Source organism: Tabrizicola aquatica (assembly GCF_002900975.1).
GTDB classification, from domain to species: domain Bacteria; phylum Pseudomonadota; class Alphaproteobacteria; order Rhodobacterales; family Rhodobacteraceae; genus Tabrizicola; species Tabrizicola aquatica.
In genome coordinates, this window is sequence record NZ_PJON01000002.1 from 39444 (window position 1) to 59025 (window position 19582).

Annotated in this window: 22 protein-coding genes; 8 read left to right on the forward strand and 14 right to left on the reverse strand. The window is 67.4% G+C overall.

Translation table 11 applies throughout. The annotated features are described in order from the left end of the window. Window positions 1–79: 79 nt before the first annotated feature. The 6 genes from CXR42_RS08560 (at window position 80) to CXR42_RS08585 (ending at window position 5501) form a co-directional block, all read left to right on the forward strand. On the forward strand, window positions 80–271 hold the full coding sequence (locus CXR42_RS08560) for a heavy-metal-associated domain-containing protein (protein ID WP_103257138.1): 192 nt from the start codon (window positions 80–82) through the stop codon (window positions 269–271). Window positions 272–437: 166 nt separating this feature from the next. Beyond that, entirely contained in the window at window positions 438–2960 is a 2523-nt protein-coding gene (locus tag CXR42_RS08565) for a heavy metal translocating P-type ATPase (RefSeq protein WP_245875392.1), read from the forward strand. An 11-nt stretch (window positions 2961–2971) separates the two neighbouring features. Then, a complete protein-coding gene (locus CXR42_RS08570; protein WP_103257139.1) occupies window positions 2972–3229 on the forward strand; it encodes a glutaredoxin family protein in 258 nt (85 codons plus the stop codon). Window positions 3230–3306: 77 nt separating this feature from the next. Beyond that, a complete protein-coding gene (gene cueR, locus CXR42_RS08575; protein WP_103257140.1) occupies window positions 3307–3762 on the forward strand; it encodes a Cu(I)-responsive transcriptional regulator in 456 nt (151 codons plus the stop codon). 55 nt (window positions 3763–3817) lie between these two features. Further along, window positions 3818–4207 carry a hypothetical protein gene (locus tag CXR42_RS08580; protein WP_146038031.1) on the forward strand — a complete coding sequence of 130 codons (390 nt, stop codon included), beginning with the start codon at window positions 3818–3820 and terminating at the stop codon, window positions 4205–4207. After that, a complete protein-coding gene (locus CXR42_RS08585; protein WP_103257142.1) occupies window positions 4197–5501 on the forward strand; it encodes a multicopper oxidase family protein in 1305 nt (434 codons plus the stop codon). Before CXR42_RS08580 ends, CXR42_RS08585 begins: the two co-directional genes overlap by 11 nt. Window positions 5502–5949: 448 nt before the next feature. Here CXR42_RS08585 and CXR42_RS08590 read toward each other — a convergent pair whose 3' ends face one another. Further along, a complete protein-coding gene (locus CXR42_RS08590; RefSeq protein WP_103257143.1) occupies window positions 5950–7095 on the reverse strand; it encodes an alpha-D-ribose 1-methylphosphonate 5-triphosphate diphosphatase in 1146 nt (381 codons plus the stop codon). Between the two features lie 104 nt (window positions 7096–7199). Here CXR42_RS08590 and CXR42_RS08595 point away from each other — a divergent pair, with 104 nt between their 5' ends. Continuing rightward, window positions 7200–7871 (forward strand): DUF1045 domain-containing protein, encoded by a 672-nt coding sequence (locus CXR42_RS08595; RefSeq protein ID WP_342749212.1) that lies wholly within the window; start codon window positions 7200–7202, stop codon window positions 7869–7871. On the opposite strand, the gene phnN is transcribed toward CXR42_RS08595, so the two are convergent. The 7 genes from phnN to phnG are packed head-to-tail and all read right to left on the reverse strand — an operon-like array spanning window position 7853 to window position 12848. Further along, window positions 7853–8392, reverse strand: coding sequence for a phosphonate metabolism protein/1,5-bisphosphokinase (PRPP-forming) PhnN (phnN, locus tag CXR42_RS08600; RefSeq protein WP_103257145.1), 540 nt, complete (start codon window positions 8390–8392; stop codon window positions 7853–7855). The two genes, CXR42_RS08595 and phnN, sit on opposite strands and share 19 nt — an antisense overlap. Continuing rightward, complete coding sequence (gene phnL, locus CXR42_RS08605) at window positions 8389–9072, reverse strand: phosphonate C-P lyase system protein PhnL (RefSeq protein WP_103257146.1); 684 nt, start codon at window positions 9070–9072, stop codon at window positions 8389–8391. The genes phnN and phnL overlap by 4 nt, the downstream gene beginning before the upstream one ends. Window positions 9073–9075: 3 nt before the next feature. Beyond that, window positions 9076–9876 carry a phosphonate C-P lyase system protein PhnK gene (phnK, locus tag CXR42_RS08610; RefSeq protein ID WP_103257147.1) on the reverse strand — a complete coding sequence of 267 codons (801 nt, stop codon included), beginning with the start codon at window positions 9874–9876 and terminating at the stop codon, window positions 9076–9078. Beyond that, window positions 9873–10736 (reverse strand): alpha-D-ribose 1-methylphosphonate 5-phosphate C-P-lyase PhnJ, encoded by an 864-nt coding sequence (locus CXR42_RS08615; RefSeq protein ID WP_103257148.1) that lies wholly within the window; start codon window positions 10734–10736, stop codon window positions 9873–9875. The genes phnK and CXR42_RS08615 overlap by 4 nt, the downstream gene beginning before the upstream one ends. After that, window positions 10733–11833 (reverse strand): carbon-phosphorus lyase complex subunit, encoded by a 1101-nt coding sequence (locus tag CXR42_RS08620; RefSeq protein WP_103257149.1) that lies wholly within the window; start codon window positions 11831–11833, stop codon window positions 10733–10735. The genes CXR42_RS08615 and CXR42_RS08620 overlap by 4 nt, the downstream gene beginning before the upstream one ends. Next, window positions 11833–12408, reverse strand: a complete 576-nt coding sequence (phnH, locus tag CXR42_RS08625) for a phosphonate C-P lyase system protein PhnH (RefSeq protein ID WP_103257150.1) — start codon at window positions 12406–12408, stop codon at window positions 11833–11835. Before phnH ends, CXR42_RS08620 begins: the two co-directional genes overlap by 1 nt. Next, window positions 12405–12848 carry a phosphonate C-P lyase system protein PhnG gene (gene phnG, locus CXR42_RS08630; RefSeq protein WP_103257151.1) on the reverse strand — a complete coding sequence of 148 codons (444 nt, stop codon included), beginning with the start codon at window positions 12846–12848 and terminating at the stop codon, window positions 12405–12407. The genes phnH and phnG overlap by 4 nt, the downstream gene beginning before the upstream one ends. Window positions 12849–12967: 119 nt before the next feature. Here phnG and phnF point away from each other — a divergent pair, with 119 nt between their 5' ends. Beyond that, the gene (gene phnF / locus CXR42_RS08635) at window positions 12968–13678 is read left to right on the forward strand and encodes a phosphonate metabolism transcriptional regulator PhnF (RefSeq protein WP_103257152.1); all 711 of its coding nucleotides are present in this window, start codon (window positions 12968–12970) and stop codon (window positions 13676–13678) included. Here the strand turns inward: phnF and CXR42_RS08640 are convergent. The 6 genes from CXR42_RS08640 to CXR42_RS08665 all read right to left on the reverse strand — a co-directional run bounded on the left by CXR42_RS08640 (window position 13669) and on the right by CXR42_RS08665 (window position 19579). Further along, a complete protein-coding gene (locus CXR42_RS08640; RefSeq protein ID WP_245875393.1) occupies window positions 13669–14259 on the reverse strand; it encodes an LbetaH domain-containing protein in 591 nt (196 codons plus the stop codon). The two genes, phnF and CXR42_RS08640, sit on opposite strands and share 10 nt — an antisense overlap. Before the next feature lie 306 nt (window positions 14260–14565). Next, window positions 14566–15897: a phosphonate ABC transporter, permease protein PhnE gene (gene phnE, locus CXR42_RS08645; RefSeq protein WP_103257153.1), complete on the reverse strand. Its 1332-nt coding sequence runs from the start codon at window positions 15895–15897 to the stop codon at window positions 14566–14568. Window positions 15898–15900: 3 nt separating this feature from the next. Further along, window positions 15901–16779, reverse strand: a complete 879-nt coding sequence (phnE, locus tag CXR42_RS08650) for a phosphonate ABC transporter, permease protein PhnE (protein WP_103257154.1) — start codon at window positions 16777–16779, stop codon at window positions 15901–15903. 61 nt (window positions 16780–16840) lie between these two features. After that, the gene (gene phnD / locus CXR42_RS08655) at window positions 16841–17737 is read right to left on the reverse strand and encodes a phosphonate ABC transporter substrate-binding protein (RefSeq protein ID WP_103257155.1); all 897 of its coding nucleotides are present in this window, start codon (window positions 17735–17737) and stop codon (window positions 16841–16843) included. Between the two features lie 28 nt (window positions 17738–17765). After that, window positions 17766–18584 carry a phosphonate ABC transporter ATP-binding protein gene (gene phnC, locus CXR42_RS08660; protein WP_103257156.1) on the reverse strand — a complete coding sequence of 273 codons (819 nt, stop codon included), beginning with the start codon at window positions 18582–18584 and terminating at the stop codon, window positions 17766–17768. An 89-nt stretch (window positions 18585–18673) separates the two neighbouring features. Further along, window positions 18674–19579 carry a lysophospholipid acyltransferase family protein gene (locus CXR42_RS08665; protein ID WP_103257157.1) on the reverse strand — a complete coding sequence of 302 codons (906 nt, stop codon included), beginning with the start codon at window positions 19577–19579 and terminating at the stop codon, window positions 18674–18676. Window positions 19580–19582: the final 3 nt, after the last annotated feature.

Below are 19582 nucleotides of genomic sequence, written 5' to 3' on the forward strand. Positions count from 1 at the left end.
GGTGTTGACCTTCCAACACTGGAAAACCCCATCTCGGCCCAACGGCACCCTTTGCCGCCTGTAATGAAAGGACCTGAACATGCTTGAACTGACCCTTCCCGGAATGACCTGCGGCGGCTGCGCGCGCGGCGTGACGGCAGCGATCAAATCCGTTGATCCGGCGGCCGAGGTCGTCACCGACGTGCCCGCCCGCACGGTGCGGGTCGAGACCTCTGCCAACGCAGAAGCCATCAAGGCCGCCGTGGCGGAGGCGGGATATACCGCTGCCTGACCGGTCTGGTGCGACGACAAAATGGGAGGGGGCCGGGGGAACTTTCCCCGGCCCTTTCCATTGCCGGAGGACCCCAGCCCTTCCCCAAGATAAGCCGCTTGACCCTGACATCGTTGGAAGCCCCAGAACCCGATTCGACGCACATCGCATCGAAAGGATTCCCGCCATGAAGGACGTCATCGACCACCCGTCCCCCACACTTCACGACAGCCTTGGCATCACCGGCATGACCTGCGCCTCTTGCGTTTCCCGGGTCGAGAAGGCCATCGCCAGGGTTCCCGGCGTGGCTTCCACCTCGGTCAACCTGGCGACCGAGCGCGCCGACATCCGCTACGAAGGCGCCCCGGTCCGCGAGGCGGTCATCGCGGCGATCCGCGGCGTTGGTTACGACGTCGAGGCAGCGACGCTGGAGGTCGGGATCGACGGCATGACCTGCGCCTCCTGCGTGCTGCGGGTCGAGAAGGCGATTGCTGCCGTGCCGGGCGTGCTGACGGCCTCGGTCAACCTCGCGACCGAGCGGGCGACGGTCCAAATCGCGGACAACTCGCCCGAGACGACTCGTGCGATCCAGGCCGCGATCCGCGGCGCGGGGTATGAGCCGCAGGCGGCGCATATTGATACCACCGACAAGGCCGCCGCGCGCGAGGAAGAGCAGGGCCGCCTGAAGCGCGACCTTCTGATCGCGGGCGGGCTGACCCTGCCGATCTTCCTGCTGGAAATGGGCAGTCACCTGGTCCCCGCGCTGCACCACTGGCTGGCGATGAGCGTAGGGCGGACACCGCTTTACCTGCTGTATTTCGTCCTTGCGACCATCGTGCAGTACGGCCCCGGCCTGCGCTTCTACCGCAAGGGCGTCCCGGCGCTGCTGCGGTTTGCGCCCGACATGAACTCGCTGGTCGTCCTCGGCTCCACCGCCGCCTGGGCCTATTCGGTCGTGGCGACCTTTGCCCCCGGCCTTCTGCCGCAGGGCACGGCGAACGTATACTTCGAGGCCTCCGCCGTCATCGTCACCCTGATCCTGTTGGGCCGTTTCCTGGAAGCCAAGGCCAAGGGTCGCACGTCCGAGGCGATCAGCCGGTTGATGGGCCTTCAGGCCAAGACCGCCCGCGTCCAGCGCGGAGGGGATTACGTTGACGTGGCACTGGACGAAGTGCAGCCGGGTGATGTGGTCCAGGTCCGTCCAGGTGACCGTGTCCCGGTAGACGGCACGGTGCTGACCGGATCATCCTTCGTGGACGAGGCGATGATCTCGGGCGAACCCGTGCCGGTCATGAAGTCCGAAGGCGCGTCGGTCACCGGCGGCACGATCAACAAGACCGGCAGCTTCACCTACCGGGCCGAGAAGGTCGGGGCGGACATGATGCTGTCGCAGATCATCCGCATGGTCGAAAGCGCGCAAGGGGCGAAACTGCCGATCCAGGCGCTGGTCGACAAGGTCACGGCCTGGTTCGTCCCCGCCGTGATGCTGGCCGCCGCGCTGACCTTCGGCCTGTGGTGGGTCTGGGGTCCCGATCCGGCGATCACCTTCGCCCTGGTCAACGCGGTCGCCGTCCTGATCATCGCTTGCCCCTGCGCGATGGGCCTGGCCACCCCGACCTCGATCATGGTCGGCACCGGGCGGGCGGCGGAGCTGGGGGTCCTCTTCCGCAACGGCGAGGCGCTGCAAAGTCTGACCTCGGTCGACGTGGTCGCGCTGGACAAGACCGGCACCCTCACCGAAGGCCACCCGGTTCTGACCGACCTCGTACTCGCCAAGGGCTACGCCCGCTCGGACGTTCTGGCCCTGGTCGCGTCGGCCGAGGCCGGGTCCGAGCATCCGGTCGCCACGGCCATCACCGAGGCGGCGCGGGCCGAGGGGCTGATCCTGGCCGACGCCGACGGCTTCGAGGCGATCCCGGGTTACGGTATCCGTGCCAATGTCGCCGACCGCCTGGTCGAAGTGGGCGCTGACCGGTTCATGACCTCTCTTGGCCTTGACGTGACGGCATTTGCCGAGGCGGCGGCGGCACTTGCCTCCCGCGCCCGGACACCGCTTTACGTCGCACTCGACGGCAAGGTAGCTGGCCTTGTGGCGGTCGCCGATCCGATCAAGCCGACGACCCCTGCGGCCATCGCGGCGCTGCACAAGCTGGGGCTGAAGGTCGCGATGATCACCGGGGACAACCGGCGCACGGCCGAGGCCATCGCGGCCGAGCTTGGCATCGACGAAGTCGTGGCCGAGGTCCTGCCCGAAGGCAAGGTTGCCGCGCTGAAGGCGTTGCGTGACGGCGGCCGAAAGGTGGCCTTTGTCGGCGACGGGATCAACGACGCCCCGGCGCTGGCCGAGGCGGATGTGGGTCTGGCCGTCGGCACCGGCACCGATGTCGCCATCGAAAGCGCCGATGTGGTGCTGATGGGCGGTGACCTCGGGGGCGTGCCGAAGGCCATCGGCCTGTCGCGGGCCACGCTGCGCAACATCCGGCAGAACCTGTTCTGGGCCTTTGCCTACAACGCCGCGCTGATCCCCGTGGCGGCGGGGGTGCTTTACCCGCTGAACGGCACACTTCTGTCGCCGATGCTGGCTGCGGGCGCGATGGCGCTGTCCTCGGTGTTCGTCCTGAGTAACGCGCTGCGGCTGAAGCGCTTCGCCCCTGCCACCCCGGCGCGCCCTGCGCCGGGAAAGGCCCTGTCCGCGCAAACCCTGTCCTGAAGGAGGCACCGATGTCCCATTCCAATGTCGAGATCTACACCACCCCCACCTGCCCCGATTGCGCCACGCTGAAGCGTTGGCTGGCGGCTCAGGGCGTCCACTATGTCGAGCGTGACCTGACCAACCCCCGCATCGCGGAAGAGGCCCGCCGCCGCACTGGCCTGCGGGTCGCGCCGATCACACTGGTTGACGGCAAGGCGATCTGGGGCACGGCCGCCCAGCAGTTGCCACGCCTCCGGCGGCTTCTGGCAGCAGACCATGCCTTCTAGGGCCTGAATTTCAGGCTTGACCTTCCAACGGTGGGAAGGTGCAGGCTGTCCTTAGTCACCCAAAAGGAAGATGACCCATGAACATCGGCGATATCGCGAAGGCCACCGGAATCTCGGCCAAGATGATCCGCTACTATGAGGAAACCGGCCTGATCCGCGCCGCCAACCGGGCGTTGTCGGGTTACAGGGTCTACTCGGACAACGACCTGCAGACGCTGCGCTTTGTCCGTCGTGCCCGCGACCTGGGCTTCACGGTCAAGCAGATCGACGATCTCCTCACTCTCTGGCGCGACCGCACCCGGGCCAGCGCCAGCGTGAAGGAGATCGCGATGGGCCATGTCGCGGCCCTGGAAAAGAAGATGCAGGAGTTGAAGGACATGACCGATACGCTGCTGCACCTTGCCTCGAACTGCCACGGCGATGACCGGCCCGACTGCCCGATCCTAAGGACATTGGGCAGCGCCGATGCCGTGGCCCCACTGCCCAAGACCCGTGATCGCCGCAAGACGCGGGCCTTCGATCGCGTCCGCTAAGGGATGGACGCCGGGTCCGCCCCGGCGTGACGCAAGGCGTTTGGGGCGCACTGGCTTGATCCTGGTCATGTCCGCCACCACAGGAAACTGCAATCCTGAACCACGAAAGGAAAACGGACCGGTGCTGCGGTTTCTGGCCCTGCTCTGCTCGCTCGCCCTGATGCTGGCCCCCTTGGGTCAGGCGCAGGCCAACCCGGCATGCGCAATGCTGGCGATGTCGCAGGACGCGGTCCACACCGCACAGGGGTCTGACCATCAGCTGCCGATCGCCGGCCACGCTGGCCAGGTCTGCAAGCAGGTCTGTGCAATGGTTGGCATTCTCACTCCACCGGACCCGGACCTGACGCACTTCGCCACCATCCGTCCCGCGCCACGTCCAATCTCTCGGCTGCTCGACTCCCACCCGCCCGCACCATCCGAACGCCCGCCGAAACATCTGGTCTGACCGCCCTTACCCTTCAGATCAGGGCCGCAGCGGCCTGATCCTGAACCCTGGCGAAGCCTTTCGGCTGGACCTGGTGAACGAACTGGACACCCCGACCATCCTGCACTGGCACGGCCAGATTCCGCCCAATGCCCAGGACGGTGTCCCTGACATGCCGCAGCCCGCTCTGGCATCTGGCGAGCGGCGGTCCTTCGACTTCGCCGCCACGCCCGGCACGCACTGGATGCATTCGCACATCCCGGTGCAGGAGATGGAGCTTCTTGCCGCGCCCCTGATCGTGCGCCGCCCCGAGGACCTTGCCGCCGACCGGCAGGAAGTGGTGATCCTGCTCCACGACCTCAGCTTCCGCCCCGCCGAGGAGGTTCTGGCCGAAATCACCGGCGGCACGGGCGGCATGGGGCACGGCATGGTCGGGATGGGTCACGACATGTCCGGCACGATGCATGGCGGAACGACGGACGGCATGTCGATGGGGGCGATGGACCTCAACGATTTCAACTTCGACGCCTATCTGGCCAATGACCGGACGCTTGCCGACCCCCAGGTCGTGGCGGTCGACAAGGGTGGTCGCGTGCTGTTGCGGATCATCAACGGCTCGGCCGCGACGGTGTTCTGGATCGACACCGGGGCGCTGCCGGGCCGGGCGGTGGCCACCGACGGCAATCCGATCCAACCCGTCGCGGGCATGCGCTTTGGCCTGGCGATGGGCCAGCGGCTGGACATCGAACTGGACCTCCCGCCCGAAGGCGGCGCCTTCCCGATCCTCGCCCAGCGCGAGGGCGCGGTGGAGCGGACCGGCATCATCCTGGCCAGCAAGGGCGCGACGGTAGAGCGGCTTGCGGCTACCTCGGACGCGGCACATCCGGCCTTCTCGGTTGACCTGACGCAGGAAGCGCAGTTCCGCGCGCTGGTGCCACTGGCCGACCGACCGGTGGACCGCAGCGACAGCCTCATGCTGGGTGGGTCGATGATGCCCTATCTCTGGACCATCGACGGGCAAGGCTGGGGTTCCCATCGGCCTGTCACGGCGCGCAGCGGGGAACGGGTCGCCCTGACCTTCCACAACATGTCGATGATGGCCCACCCGATGCACCTGCACGGCCATCACTTCCAGGTCGTCGCCCTGAACGGCCGCGCCTTGTCCGGTGCCCTGCGCGACACTGTTCACGTTCCGCCGATGAGCATGGTGACCGTTGCCCTGGACGCCGGCGAAGCCGCGCGGTGGATGCTGCACTGCCACCACATGCCGCATCTGGCCACCGGGATGATGACCGAATTCGTGGTGTCGGCATGAAGGGGGAACGCAGGATGCTTTGCCTGGCCGTTACCGCATTCCTTGCGACACCCGCCGTCGCGCAGGACTGCACGCCCCTGCGCCGGAACAGAAAGCTGGGACAGCCACCAGCCACCCACCTCGGCCCTTGGGCGGCGGACCTGGCACGCCCGACGGCTGGGCGAGGCGCGTGCAGGGATTACTCCGGTATCGGAAGATCTGGACGGCCATCTTCTGCTGGTGGGTAAGCACCTCGGCAGATCCGCTTCACCTCGCGCCACTCTCGGCAAAGCGCGGTCGTGTCGGATGATGCCGGCAAGACCAGCGCCGAAGTGGTGGTGGACAATGACGCCATGACCCCACCCGCCGCCTCATCCCGGCAAGGACGGACCATCCTGCACTTTCAGGGGCGATGGCGGCGGGAATCGGTTGAACAGACAGGCCATCCATCGTCTGCACACCGCAGCGATCACCCCACGCGCTTGCCCTCGACCCAGACGCCGCGCAGGGCACCCGCTTGTCCCAGCCGCGCAACGCGGACCACATCGGCCCGGTGTCCCGGCACCAGCTGGCCGCGATCCACAAGGCCGACCGCCCCGGCCGGGGCCTGGGTCACCGTGGCAATCCCGCGCGACACATCTCCCCACAGGTCGCCCAGCATCAACGCCGCCGACAGCAGCGATGAGGGCACATAGTCGGACGAGACGATGTCCAGCAACTCCGCCTCGGCCAGCGTTCGGGCGGCAACGTTGCCCGAATGGCTGCCCCCCCGGATCAGGTTCGGCGCCCCCATCATCACCTTGATCCCGTGGTCATTGCAGGCCTGGGCCGCTGCGACCGTGGTCGGAAATTCCGCGAAATGCGCGCCATTTTCGGCCGACCGTGCGACATGGCCGACCTCGGTGTCGTCGTGACTGGCCAGCACCGCGCCATAGCGACGCGCCGCGGCGACGGCGGCGGCCTCATGCACCGCACCGTGGCGCGCCGACAAGTCCTTCTGCGTGGCGATATGTGCCTCGAACTCGGCCTCGCTCATGCCATGCTTGCCCATGACGTATTTGCGCAGTTGCGTCACGTCGCGGAACTGCCGCTCGCCGGGGGTATGGTCCATCAGGCTGACGATGCCGATCCGGTCCTCGGGTCCGAACTTGTCCAGCTCCTCCACCAGCGTCTCGGAACAGACCTCGGCCCGCAGGTGCAGGAAATGGCTGATCTTCAGCCCCCCGCCGGCCCGCAGCGCCAGGATTTCATCGGCCAGGGTGCGGGCATATTCGCCGTAATTCGCCTTGGCGTTGGACACGACCGATCCCACCCGCAGCGCGTCAAAGACCGTGGTGATGCCGACACTGGCCAGCTCTGCGTCATGCGCGATGATCGCGGCGGCGTGGGGCCAGTCGACCTTGGGACGCGGCTCGATGTGGCGCTCCAGGTTGTCGGTGTGCAACTCGATCAGGCCCGGCATCACCAGGTCACCGCCGCAATCCTCAGCCCCCTTCGGCACGGCCCGCCCTTCCGAGATCTCGGCGATCCGGCCATCGACGATCCGCACCTGCCCGCGCAGGGTCTCGCCCGGCAGAACAAGCGTGGCATTGGCAAGGATGGTTTCGGTGGTCATGTCGTCCTCTTGGTTCTTGCGGTCCGCGGCGCGGTGGCCTCTGGTGACACCGTCCCGTCACGCGCATGTGACAAATCCCGGCTAGGCCCCGCCGCATGGACCAGATGAAACGCTACGCCGTCTATTACGCGCCGCCCGAGGGGGCCTTTGCCGACCGGGCCAACGCATGGCTGGGCCGCGACCCAGCCACCGGCACGGACCTGCCCCAGCCGGTCCTGCCCGGCACCGGCGATCCCCGTGCAATCACGGTCGAGCCGCGGCGCTATGGCTTTCACGGCACGATCCGCGCCCCGTTCCGCCCGGGCGCCGGGGTGGGCCAGGCGCAGGTCCACGCAACGCTTGCGACTTTGGCTGCGAAACTGGCGCCTGTCACCTGCGACGGGTTGCAGGTCGAGGTGCTGGACGGCTTCGTGGCCCTGACCCCGCTGGGCTGCGAGGCCGCCCTGCTGGACCTGGGCGCGGCGGTGGTCACGGCGACGAACGCCCTGCGCGCGCCGCTGACCGAGGCCGAGATCGCCCGCCGTCGCCCCGACCGCCTGACCCCGCGCCAGCGCGAGCTGCTCGACCGCTGGGGCTATCCGCATGTGATGGATGAGTTCCGCTTCCACCTGACGCTGACCGACCGGCTGGACCATCCCCAGCCGGTACGCCAGGCGCTGGAGGCGCATTTCACGCCGGTCCTGCCCCGCCCCTTCGTGATCGCCGACCTCTGCCTCTTCGGCGAGGATACCTCGGGCCGCTTCCATCTGCTGCACCGCTACACCCTCTCCGGCTGAAGCGCCGCCAGAAGCTGCGCCACGCCCGCTTCGGGCGACTGGTCGTTGACCACGGTGCGAAAGGCGATGCCCTGGGGCATCTCGAACGCCGCGCGGGACAGGCGGGCGCGGATGTCCTCGGGTGCTTCGCGCCCCCGGGCCGACAGCCGTGCGGCCAGAACGGCGTCGGGGGCCGTCACCAGGATCACGCGCAAGCCGGGAAACTGGCGCACCGCGTCCGGCAGGGCGGCGCGACTGCCGTTGAACAGCACGTCGCCGGGGCCTTCAAGCTGGTCCTTCGGGATGCCATAGCGCAGGCCATGCGCCCGCCAGGTCAGCGCGAACGCTCCACCCGCCAGGCGGCGGTCGAACGCATCGGGCGTCACCCCGTCGAAATCCTCGCCCCCGGCCTCGGTCGGGCGGGTGATGACCCGGCGGACCAGGCGCAGGTCGGGACGGGCCTTCAGCGCGCCGGCGATCAGCGTGTCCTTGCCCGCACCCGACGGGCCAACGATGGCGAAAACTCGGGGGGCGAAGATCATGCCGCCAGCCCTGGGGTGAAGCCGGTCACATCGACCAGCCGGTCGCAGACCCGCGCGCGGGCCGCCTCATCATGGAAGATGCCCAGGATCGCCGCGCCACGGGCCTTGGCCTCTTCGATCAGGGTCAGCACGACCTCGCGGTTGGCGGCATCCAGGCTGGCCGTGGGTTCGTCCAGCAACAGCGCCGGATAGGCATGGGCAAACCCGCGCGCGATGTTGACCCGCTGTTGCTCGCCGCCCGAAAAGGTGGTGGGCGACAGGGACCAAAGCCGCTCGGGGATGTTCAGGCGCTTCAGAAGGCTTGCAGCACGGTCCCGCGCCGCATCCACCGGACTGCCCAGCGCCAACAACGGCTCGGCCACCACATCCAGCGTCGGCACACGGGGCACCACCCGCAGGAACTGGCTGACATAGCCCAGCGTACGACGACGCAGCGCGATGATATCGCGGGGTTCGGCGGTGGCGACGTCAAGCGCGCCCACCATGAGCCGGCCCCCGGCGGCAAGGTAATTGCCATAGACCATCCGCATCAGCGTGGATTTGCCCGCGCCCGACTGGCCGGTCAGGCCAACACATTCGCCGGGGCCGACGGCCAGCGCGGCCCCCGCCATCACCGGGATCACCGCGCCGCCCTGGTTGTGCAGGGTAAAGCTTTTGGCCAGGTTCTCGATACGGATCATGGTCTACACCTGCAGGACGGACGAGACGAGAAGTTGCGTATAGGCGTGCTGCGGATCGTCCAGCACCTGGTCGGTCAAGCCCTGCTCCACCACCCGGCCCGATCTCATCACCATCAGCCGATGCGCCAGAAGCCGAACCACGGCCAGGTCATGCGTCACGATGATCACCGACAGGCCGAGGTCCCGCACCAACCCGCGCAGAAGGTCCAGCAGCCGCGCTTGGACGCTGACATCCAGGCCCCCCGTGGGTTCGTCCATGAACACCAGCCGCGGCCCGGTCACCAGATTCCGCGCGATCTGCAGGCGTTGCTGCATCCCGCCGGAAAAGGCCGTCGGCCGGTCGTCGATCCGGTCCGCCGCAATCTCGACCCGCCCCAACCAGTCCACCGCCTTGCCGCGGATATCGCCGTAATGTCGCGCGCCGACCGCCATCAGGCGTTCGCCCACATTGCCGCCGGCGCTGACCCCCATGCGCAGCCCGTCTCGCGGGTTCTGGTGGACATAGGCCCAATCCGTGCGCGACAGACGCCGCCGCTCGGTCTCGGACATGCCCAGCACGTCGCGCCCGTCATAGCTGATCCGGCCCAGGTCCGCGCGCTGGTGGCCCGCAAGGCAGGACAGAAGCGTCGACTTGCCCGAGCCGCTTTCCCCGACGATCCCCAGCACCTCGCCGGGGTAAAGGTCGAAACTGACATCCGCGCAGCCGATGCGGGGGCCATAGCGTTTCGTCAGCCCGTCAACCTTCAGCAGCGGCTGGTCCGGGTCATGAATTTTCTGCGAAAATTCGGTGCTGTGCAGTGTCATGTGGCTTCTCCCAACCGACCGACATGGCCCTTGGCCCGGCGTCCGGCACAGAAATCGGTGTCGGAGCAGACGAACATCCGCCCCCCCGCATCGTCGGTGATCACCTCGTCCAGGTAGCTGTCCCTGGCCCCGCACAGGTCGCAGTCGTGGGGCGCTTTCGAGGTCTGAAACGGGTGGTCGTCGAAATCCAGGCTGACCGCCTTGGTCCAGGGCGGCAGCGCATGGATCCGCTGCTCACGCCCCGCGCCGAAAAGCTGGATCGCGGGGTTGCCCGACAGTTTCGGATTGTCGAACTTGGGGATGGGCGAGGGGTCCATCACATAGCGCCCCTCGACCTTCACCGGATAGGCATAGCTGGTCGCGATCTGGCCGTGGCGCGCGATATCCTCGTACAGCTTCACATGCATCAGCCCGTATTCCTCCAGCGCATGCATCTTCCGGGTCTCGGTCTCGCGCGGTTCCAGGAAACGCAGGGGTTCGGGGATCGGGACCTGGTAGACCAGGATCTGGCCCTCGGTCAGCGGGGTCTCGGGGATGCGGTGGCGGGTCTGGATGACGGTCGCCTCGGCCGTTACTTCGGTCACCGCGACACCGGCCGTGCGCTGGAAGAAGCGGCGGATGCTGACGGCGTTCGTGGTGTCGTCCGCGCCCTGGTCGATGACCTTCAGCCGGTCCTCGGGCACAAGGCAGGCCGCCGTCACCTGCACCCCGCCCGTGCCCCAGCCGTAGGGCATCGGCATCTCGCGGCTGGCGAAGGGCACCTGATAGCCCGGCACGGCGATCGCCTTCAGGATCGCCCGGCGGATCATCCGCTTGGTCTGTTCGTCGAGGTAGGCGAAGTTGTAAGCCTGATCGGTCATTCTGCAGCCTCCTGCATCGCCTGCGCCTCGGACCGCAGCTTGCGGACCAGCTCCAGTTCGGCCTGGAAATCGACGTAGTGCGGCAGCTTGATGTGTTCGAGAAACCCAGTCGCCTGGATGTTGTCGCAGTGCATCAGGACAAACTCCTCGTCCTGCGCGGGGGCGCCGGTGAAATCCTCGCCCAACTCCTGCCAACGCAAGGCACGGTCGACGAGGGACATCGCGATGGCCTTGCGTTCGGACTGGCCCATGACAAGGCCATAGCCCCGGGTGAACTGCGGGGGTTCTGTTTTGGACCCTTTGAACTGGTTGACCGTCTCGCATTCGGTCAACTCGATCTCGCCGATCTCGACAGCGAAACCCAACTCGGGGATGTCGACTTCGACCGCCACGGTGCCGATCCGCAACTCGCCGACGAAGGCGTGGGTGCGGCCGTAACCACGCTGGGTGGAGTAGGCCATCGACAGCACAAACCCCTCATCCCCCCGCGTCAGCGCCTGCAACCGCAGGGCGCGGTCAGCGGGCAGTTCCATCGGTTCGCGGGTCAGGTCGGGCGGCGGGGTGTCTGAGGCGTCGGCGGTCTCGATCAGGCCGTCGCGGTTCAGAAAGCTGGCGACGTGGGGGACGCGGGTTTCGCCCTCCATCGGGTTCGCTTCCCCGACGCGAGGCGGGGCATCTTGCGTCGCACCCTCGGCCATCAGGGCAAAATCCAGCAGCCGGTGGGTATAGTCGAAGGTCGGCCCCAGAACCTGCCCGCCGGGCAAGTCCTTGAACGTCGCCGAAATCCGCCGGTCCACCGCCATGGCCCCGGTATCGACCGGCAGCGACCCTGCAAGGCGCGGCAATGTGGTGCGATAGGCGCGGATCAGGAACACCGCCTCGATCAGGTCGCCCCGCGCCTGCTTGATCGCCAGCGCCGCAAGGTCCGGGTCGTACAGCGAGCCCTCGGCCATCACCCGGTTCACCGCCAGCCGCATCTGCTCGCGGATTTGCGGGATGGTCAGTTCCGGCACCGCCGGATCGCCCCGGCGTTCCTCGGCCAGCCATTGGTGCGCATTGTCGATGGCGCGTTCGCCACCCTTGACGGCCACATACATTAGATCGCCTCCACGCGGGTGGACCTTGGCAAGCCGGCAATCTGGTCGCCGGCGGTGAACAGCGTGTCGAAGCCCAGCGGGAACAGCCCCCGGTTCACCCGAAAGGCCGCCGTCTCGGGCAGGTTCAACCAGGTTGCCGTCTGAATTCCCGGGCCGGTCAGCGCCGGACCGTGGTTCACCAACTGGTCGCATTCGACGATCAGCGTGGCCGAGCGGTCGGGATAGTCCGGCTGGCCGATCCTGAACCGGCTGACAGGCTGCAACGCATCCCAGGTGCCGACCGCAAAATCCGCCTCCTCGGCCGACGACAGCGGCGCGCCGATGTGGAAGGCGACCCAGTCGCGCACGGCGGGACAGTTGGCCGCGCCCGCCAGATGCAGGCGCATCGTCGGGTCGGTCAGGACCAGCAGCGCGGTACCTGCGGCCACGGACAGCGGGGCGGGCGGTGTCGCGCCACTGACCCGGCGGATCATGCCGGGCCGCGCCATCACCTCCAGAATCTCGCGGAAGGCCTGGGCAGATTGCACCGGGGCCTCGACAAAACCGCCAGCCAGCGCGTCGGTTGCAAGGGTCATTTGTCCTCTCCCCGGACCATGGTGAAGAAGTCGACCTTGGTGCCGGCCGCCTTGGCCGCGCGACCGGCGCGGGCGGAGGCAGCTGCGGACGCCAGCGGCTGCAACACCTGCGCCGCCAGGTCGGCCGCACGGTCGGTCTGCATCAGCGCATCCACCGCCGCCGCCCGCAGTGCGTGGCCCTTGTCGCGCCCCTGCACCCAGGCGTGTCCGACCTCGCCCGTCGCCAGCCGGACCGAGGCGCGCGTCACCGTCATCTCGCCCAGGTTGAAGGCCGCTCCGGTGGCCCCCACCCGACCCCGCACCATGACCGCCCCGATCTCGGGCTGGCGCAGCACCATGTGGGTCGGCGGGTCCGGCAACAGCGCCGCCAGCCGCGCGGGCGGGGCCTTGGCAAGCGTCGCCATCCAGGTCTGGCGGTCGGTCAGTAAGGCATCAGGCATCAGGCATCTCGACAGGTTGGGGGGCTTGTCTAGCGTTCTATACAACTATACAAATTCTAGCCGACAGGTGGCCCGCGGCCAACCGGAGAGTTGTGAATTTTTCATGACAGGATAAGACGTTGAAAGATGCCCTCTGGTCCGCCATCGCGACCACCCTGACGTCCGAGATCGCCTCGGGCCACTACCGCCCCGGCGACCGCCTTCCGACCGAGGCTGCCCTGGCCGCCCGCTTCGGGGTCAACCGCCATACGGTCCGCCATGCCCTTGCGGCGCTGGCCGAGCGCGGGCATGTCCGGTCGCGCCGGGGGGCGGGCGTGTTCGTCACGCAGCGCCCGACCGACTATCCGCTGGGCCGGCGGGTGCGGTTCCACCAGAACGTGCTGGCAGCGGGGCAGACCCCCTCGCGCCGGATCAGCCGGTCCGAGACAAGGGCCAGCGATGCCGATGAGGCACGCGCCTTGCGGCTGCGGTCGGGCGAGGCCGTGCATGTCGTGGAAGGGGTGTCACTGGCCGACGAGCAGCCGATTGCCGCGTTCCGGTCGGTGTTCCCGGCCGCGCGGTTTCCCGATCTGCTGGCCTTGGTCCGCGAAACCGGGTCGATCACCCGCGCCCTCTCCGGTTCGGGCCTGACCGACTATACGCGCGCCGAGACCCGCCTGACGGCGCAACTGGCGGACCCGGTGCTGGCCGTGGCATTGGCCGTCCGGCCGGGTGCGCCGGTGCTGCGGACGGTGGCGGTGAACGTCGATCCGGCAGGCGTTCCGATCGAACATGGCCTGACCTGGTTCGCGGGCGAACGGGTGACGCTGACGGTGGCGGATCAGCCCTGATATTTCTCCAGGAAAGCCTCGGCCGTCAGCGCGCGGAAATCGAGCAGGGCGCCGCGCAGCCGCTCGTGCGACCAGTCCCACCAGGCCAGCGCCATCAGCCGGTCGGCGATGCCGGGGGCGAAACGGGGCCGGATCGGCTGGGCGGGGATGCCGGCCATGATCATGTAGGGCGGCACGTCCTTCGTCACCACCGCGCCCGAGGCGATGACCGCCCCGGCGCCGATGATGACCTCGGGCTTCACGATCACGCCGTGGCCAAGCCAGCAGTCCGGGCCCAGAACGGTGCGGCGACTGGCACGGTGGGCAAGGAACTCGGCATCGTCGGCGATGTCGTCCCAGTAGTTGGTCGAGCGGTAGAGGAAGTGGTGCAGGCTGGCGTTGGCCATCGGGTGGTCGGTCGGGCCGATGCGGGTCAGCGCGGCGATGTTGGCGAACTTGCCGACCGTGGTGTTGGCGATGTCGGACAGGCGGTCGCAGTAGGCGTAGGCTTCGAAGGTGGAGTTGAGGATGCGGCTGCCTTCGCCGACCTCGGTCCAGGGGGCGAAGGTGGAATTCACGATCTGGCAGCCGGGGTGGATCACCGCCCCATCCGGGGAAAGGCGCGGTCCACGTTGGGCGGGCTGCCCGGGGTCAATGGTTCCAACGGCTTGCTTGTGGACGTTCACAGTCGCTTAACCTTCTTCCTGTCGCCCGGCCGGGGCGGTTTTCGCAAGGAGCGCTGCCGCGCAAGTCCTTTGTCTCGTCGTCGGGCTTCGCCTCCTCCTCGGAGGCTGGGGGTTTCACCCCCAGACCCCCAGGATATTTTCACCAGTATGAAAGGCGTGGCTTTAGGGTGGGACGGCGAGCCTCGGGCGGGGATATTTGGGCAAAGATGAGACCACGGGGCATCAGGAGGGGCTGCCCTTGATCAGCTTGCGGCGCAGCCAGCCGGAGAGGCTGTCCATCAGCATCACCATCAGGATGATGAGGACCATGTAATAGGCGACTTCCTCCCAGTCCTTCTGGGTGATGATCGCCTGGGTGAGCAGCAGGCCGATCCCGCCGCCGACAATGGCGCCGATCACGGTCGCGCTGCGGGTGTTGGATTCCAGATAGTAGAGAACCTGGGACAACAGGACCGGCATGATCTGCGGGATTACCCCGAAGCGGGCGCGCTGCAGACTGTTCGCGCCGGTGGACTGGATGCCTTCGACCTGACGCTCGTCGATGTTCTCCAACGCTTCGGAAAAGGTCTTGCCGAAGGTGCCGGCGTCGGTGATCGCGATGGCAATGGCGCCGGTCATCGGTCCGGGCCCGAAGGCGCGGGAAAGGATGATCGTCCAGATCAGCCCGTCCACCCCCCGGATGAAGTCGAAGAACCGGCGGGCGGCAAAGCGCAAGGGACCAAGCGGCATGAAGTTGCGGGCGGCGAGGAAGCCCAGTGGCAGCGCCACGATGGCAGCCGCCATGGTGCCGAGGAAGGCCATCAGGATCGTCTCGAAGATCGCCCAGGCGACGTCGCCGTGCCGCCACATCTTGTTGGTCCAGACCTCGCTGGCCATGTAGCCAAGGTTGCTGCGATCGGGGTCGATCCGGTCGCCGACCGTGGCCAGGGATGCCAGTTCGCCGAAGGACTTGCCGTAGAACGGGCTGTCGAGGGTGAAGAAGAAAAGCTCCCACCCCGGTTGGTATCTGAAGGTCTCGACCTTTGAGCGGGTGTAGGTGAAGCGACCGGCGTCCGTGGTGACGCCGATCCGGTTTTCCGAGACGGAAATCCAGTCCGGGATCGGCTGGGGCGCGGTCAGCGCGGGGCGACCGTCCACGGAACGGATGTCGATGGTGCCGTAACCCGGCACGGTCATGCGTGCGCCGGCGTCGTCATAGGTGACGACATGGCCAGTCCCAAGGTCGATGGTGGTGACGCTGCCCGCCATGGTCACCCAGTCGGGCAGCATCCCTTCCGGGTAGGTGCCCTTGCCTTCGCCCTCGATGGCGATGACCACCTTGCCCGAGCGGTTGTCGCGGCTGACATGGGTCTTGTGCGACCAGAAGTCGGACAGCAGGATCGCGGCATTGTCGAAGCGCGCACGCTGCGCCAGGCCGGCGATGTCAAAGCTGATCGCGGCGTAGATCAGGTAGGCCAGGATCGCTGCGGGAACGGCAAAAGCCAGGCGGCGTTTGCGGATGAACCGTTGGGTGATCGTGTCGGCCAGCGCAGGGGAAAGTGGCATCGCAGTCATGGTTCAGTGCCCCTTCACCAGCTTGTGGCGGTAGTGGTCGGAGATGCGGTCGATGACCACGATGGCCAGGAACAGCAGCAGGAAGATCGCGACCACCTGGTCATAGCGGCCCTGGCCCCATTGCATCGCCAGCTTCAGGTCGTGGCCAATCCCGCCTTCGCCGACAAAGCCCAGGATGGCGCTGGCGCGGACGTTGATCTCGAACCGCAGCAGCGCATAGCTCAGCCAGTTCGGCGCGACCTGCGGGATCACCCCCAACCACATGCGCTGCGACCAGGTGGCGCCGACCGATTGCAGGCCCTCGACCGGTTTCAGGTCGGCGTTCTCGGCGACCTCCGAGAACAGCTTGCCCAGGGCACCGCCGGTGTGCAGCGCGATGGCGATGACGGCCGGGACCGGGCCACCGCCCAGGATATAGATCAGCACCAGCGCGACGACGATCTCGGGCACGGCGCGCAAAGCGTCCATCGTGCGGCGAAAGAGCGGGACCAGACGCGGCCAGCGGGCAAGGCTGCGGGTGGCCAGAAGCGACAGCGACATCGCGGCCAGCGCGCCAAGCAGGGTGGCGACGGCGGCGATGTTCAAGGTCTCGATCAGGGCGGGGACGTGGTCCCAGAACAGACCGGGCAGCAGGGCGCGCTTTTCCCAGGCTTCGGCAAGAACCTCGGCCGGGAAATCAAAGACCTGGTGCAGCCCGTCCCAGAAGCCGCCGGCGTTGCGATCGTCGGCAAGCATCCAGCCCGAGGCCATGAGGGCCAGGAAAACGACCATGAGGATGCCGCCATACATCCGCTTGCGGCGGACCATCTCAAGATAGGCCTCGCGATTGTCCGCGAGATCGGGGCGGCGGCCCCGTTCAGGTCCGAAGGCGATATCGACCATTGGTTCTTCCAGAAAAAGGGGCCGGACCCCGGGGAGCGCGGGGTCCGGCCGGGAGGCTGGATTACATGCCTTCCTGAAGCTTGCGGGCGGCGATGATGCCCAGATAGTCCTCATGCTTCACCGGGACGAAGTCCTTGGCCTCACCGGCGGCGACGGCATAGGCACACTCGGGGTCGGTTTCCCACATCGTGTCGAGCATCGCGTACATCTTGTCCTTGATGTCCTGCGGCAGGGTCTTGCGCGCGACAATCGGGCCTTCCGGGATCAGCTTCGAGCGCCAGATTTCCTGGATCGTCGTCATGTCGACCAGGCCCGAGTCGGCAGCCTTGCGGAACGCGCCCGAGTTGAAGCCATCCTCCCAGTTGCCAAGGCCGTCGGCCCAGGCCACGGCAGCGTCGAAGTCACCGTTGGCCACGCCGACGATGGACTGTTCGTGGCCGCCCGACATCTTCACTTCGGCGAAGTAGTCTTCCAGCTTGCCATAGGTTTCCTGCAGTTCAGCGCCGGGGACAAGGTAGCCGGACGTCGAGTTCGGGTCGGCGAAGGCGAAGGTCTTGCCCTTTGCGTCATCCATCGAGGCGATGCCGCTGTCGACCTTGGCAAAGCCGATGGCATAGTAGCCGGTGGTGCCATCAAGGTTCTGCTTGGTCAGCATCACGTCCACGGCCTCGGGGTTGGTCAGATGGGTCTTGGCATAGGCCGAAGCGCCCAGCCAGGCAAAGTCGAGCGAGCCGCCAAGCAGGCCCTGGATCACGCCGTCATAATCGGCGGGTGTGAACAGCTTGGTCGGGACGCCAAGCTCGGCTTCGACCTTGGCGCGGAAGCATTCCAGGTTGGTCATGCGGTCCTGGGCGTTCTCGCCGCCAAGAATGCCGATGTTGAATTCGGTGATCTCCTGCGCGGTCGCCGCAGTGGCGATCAGCGACACAAGGGCGGTTGCAGTCAGCAGCTTTTGCATGGTTTCTCCGTGGGTTGGTCGTCTGGGGTCACGACAGCATCAGGTCCGCATAGGACCGGTCTGCCGCAGTGTCGGTGGGGATCGAGGTCGAGGTGGCGGCCTCGTTGAAGCTTTCGTCGGCGCCGTAGATGTCGCGGGCGACGCCGGTGGACAGCTGCTCGGGCGTGCCGTCAAAGACGATGCGGCCGTCGCGCATCCCGATCACGCGGTCGCAATAGCGCCGGGCGGTATCAAGGGTGTGCAGGTTGGCGATGACCATGCGACCATCCTCGACGTTGATCCGCTTCAGGGTGTCCATCACCACCTGCGCGTTCATCGGGTCGAGGGAGGCGATGGGTTCATCCGCCAGGATGATCTTCGGATCCTGCATAAGGGCGCGGGCGATGGCGACGCGCTGTTGCTGGCCGCCGGACAGCGCCTCGGCGCGTTTCGGGGCCTGCTCGCTGATGCCAAGGCGGTCCAGGATCTCCAGCGCGCGCAGGATGTCGGCGCGGGGCCAGAGGTTGAACATCGTTTGCAGCGTGGACCGGCGGTTCAGGATGCCGTGCAACACGTTCGACGCCACGTCCATCCGCGGCACAAGATTGAACTGCTGGAAGATCATCGCGCAATGCGACTGCCAGGCCCGCGCCTCGGCACCCTTCAGGGCCAGCACGTTGCGGCCATCCACGCGGATCTCGCCGGAGGTCGCATCCAGAAGCCGGTTCATCATCCGCAGGAAGGTGGATTTGCCCGCACCGGAACGGCCGATGATGCCGACAAAGGCCGGCCGGTCGATGGAAAAGCTGATGTTGTCGACGGCGGCCTTCTGGCCGAACATCCGCGTCACGCCCTGCACATCCAGCATTGCCAGCCCCTCATCCTTGCGACTGGCGACCGTCTACCGACCGGATGTGACAGCGCGCCGAACCCTGGGTGAAGCTTGTGTGACGCGGGCTACCACTTGATGTGGCTCGGCCAGACATAGGTCTCGTCAGGGTTCGGCAGCGCGGGGGTGGCAAGCGCCATGCAGCGCTGGCGCAGCGTTACCGCCACCTGGTCACGGTCCAGCGCGGCAAGCTCAACCGCCGGGATGGGCGCGCCCAGGCGCAGGTCCACCGGGCGGCCGATGCGGCGGCGGGTTTCGTGGAAGATCAGCGCCACGCGCAGCGGGTAAGAGGTGTGGCTGGCGATCTGAAAGAGGCGCGAGTTCTGGCCGGCGAAATGCACCGGCAGCGTGGTCACGCCGGGGATCGTTGCCAGGCGGCCGACAAAAGGATGCCAGGGCGCATCCACCGCCCGGCCACCCAGCGGGCGGTTTGCCGTCGCCACCCCGCCCGCCGGAAACAGCGCCACGACCTTGCCCGCCTGAAGCAGCGCCGCCGCCTGCCGCCGCGTCTCGGCCGTCAGCCGCCGCGCCTCGGCCGTGCCAGAGAAATCGACCGGCAACAGATGGGGATCAACCTCGGGCACCCGGCAAAGCAGGCTGTTGGTCAGGATGCGCACATTGCCGCGCAGCTGCATCGCCAGATGACCCAGCGCCAGCCCGTCCACCACGCCAAAAGGATGGTTCGCCACCAGCAGAAGCCCGCCCTTGGACGGCAGCGCGTCCAGATGCGCTGCGCCGGCCAGACGCGGCTCGATCTGCAACTGGCGCAGGGCGGCCGCAAAGACCGGAACGCCGGGGGCGCGGTCGCTCCAGGCCCAGTCAAGGTACAGCCGCCGCAGCCGGGGCTGGCCAGTCAGCATCTCGACCGCGCGGATCAGGCTGCGGCGAAAGCGCGACTGGCCGGGGTGGGAGTAGGTAAAGTCGGCTTGCGGCGGGGCGGGAAGGCTGTCGAAGCTGGCAAGCGCGTCGAACATCGG